Origin of the sequence: Vibrio sinensis (assembly GCF_003605645.1) — a bacterium.
GTDB classification, from domain to species: Bacteria; Pseudomonadota; Gammaproteobacteria; order Enterobacterales; family Vibrionaceae; genus Vibrio; species Vibrio sinensis.
This window is the reverse complement of the sequence record NZ_QVMU01000077.1, coordinates 1-1,275: the sequence shown is the minus strand read 5'-3', so window position 1 is coordinate 1,275 and position 1,275 is coordinate 1. Positions and strand designations below refer to the sequence as shown.

Here is a 1,275-nt window from a genome sequence, read left to right as displayed (position 1 = left end):
ATGATGCCTTCTGCTACAACGTCCATGTGTGCGTAAGTGTATACACGACGTGGAATAGTTAGACGTACTGTTTCTAGCATTGGACGGTGGTGATCACCGGTCACTTTGTTACGTCCAGCAGATACGATACCACGTTCCATTGTACGTACACCTGCTTCTACGTAGATGCTAGCAGCTAGACTTTGTGCTGGTAGTTGATCTTGAGTTAGGTGGTCACAGAAACGACGTGCATCTAGGAATACAGCGTGGCCGCCTGTTGGCTCTACGATTGGAACGCCAGCAGCTTTTAGTTTATCACCTAGGTAACGAACTTGCTTAACACGGTGCTCAATGTACTCGTATTGCATTGCTTCRCGTAGGCCGATTGCCATTGCTTCCATATCACGACCAGCAAGACCGCCGTATGAAGGCATACCTTCATATACTACTACTAGCTCTTTCGCTTCGTCGAACATCTCATCGTCGTTCATACATAGGAAGCCGCCRATGTTTACTAGACAGTCTTTCTTACCACTCATTGTACAGCCATCTGAGTARCTGAATGTCTCTAGAACGATTTCTTGGATTGTCTTGTCTGCGTAACCTTCTTCTTGCTCTTTGATGTAGAAYGCGTTTTCTACACAACGCGTTGCGTCGAAGAATACTTTGATGCCGTGCTTGYTTGTRATTTCACGTACTGCGCGCATGTTAGCCATTGATACTGGCTGACCACCTGCAAGGTTAACTGTTACTGCTAAACAGATGTAAGCGATGTTCTCAGCGCCTTTCTCTTCAATGATTGCAGTCAGTTTATTTAGATCGATATCGCCTTTAAATGGTACGTCGATAGTTGCATCGTGCGCTTCATCACGRATGATATCTAGGAAAGTAGCACCGTTCACTTCTTGGTGGAAACGAGTCGTTGTGAAGTACATGTTACCTAGAACGTATTGGCCTTCTTTGATAGCAAGTTGAGAAAGCAAGTTCTCTGCGCCACGACCTTGGTGAGTCGGGATAACGTGTTTGAAACCAAATAGTTCACGTACCGTCGCTTCTAGGTGGTAGAAGTTTTTGCTGCCCGCATACGCTTCGTCACCAACCATCATACCAGCCCACTGCTTGTCACTCATTGCTGTTGTGCCAGAGTCAGTCAATAGGTCAATGTAAACGTCTTCACTGTTCAACAAGAATGTGTTGTAACCCGCTTCTTTCATCTTCTCAGCACGCTCTTCACGGCCAATCATCGATACTGTTTCAACTGCTTTAATGCGGAACGGTTCTGCTGGATAAGACATT

General features: G+C 45.7%; 1 protein-coding gene. It reads right to left on the bottom strand.

Annotated elements, in window-relative coordinates:
• Positions 1-1,274: tyrosine phenol-lyase (locus tag DZ860_RS23730; RefSeq protein WP_120035719.1), on the bottom strand; the 1,274-nt coding region annotated here is incomplete at its 3' end.
• Position 1,275: the final 1 nt, after the last annotated feature.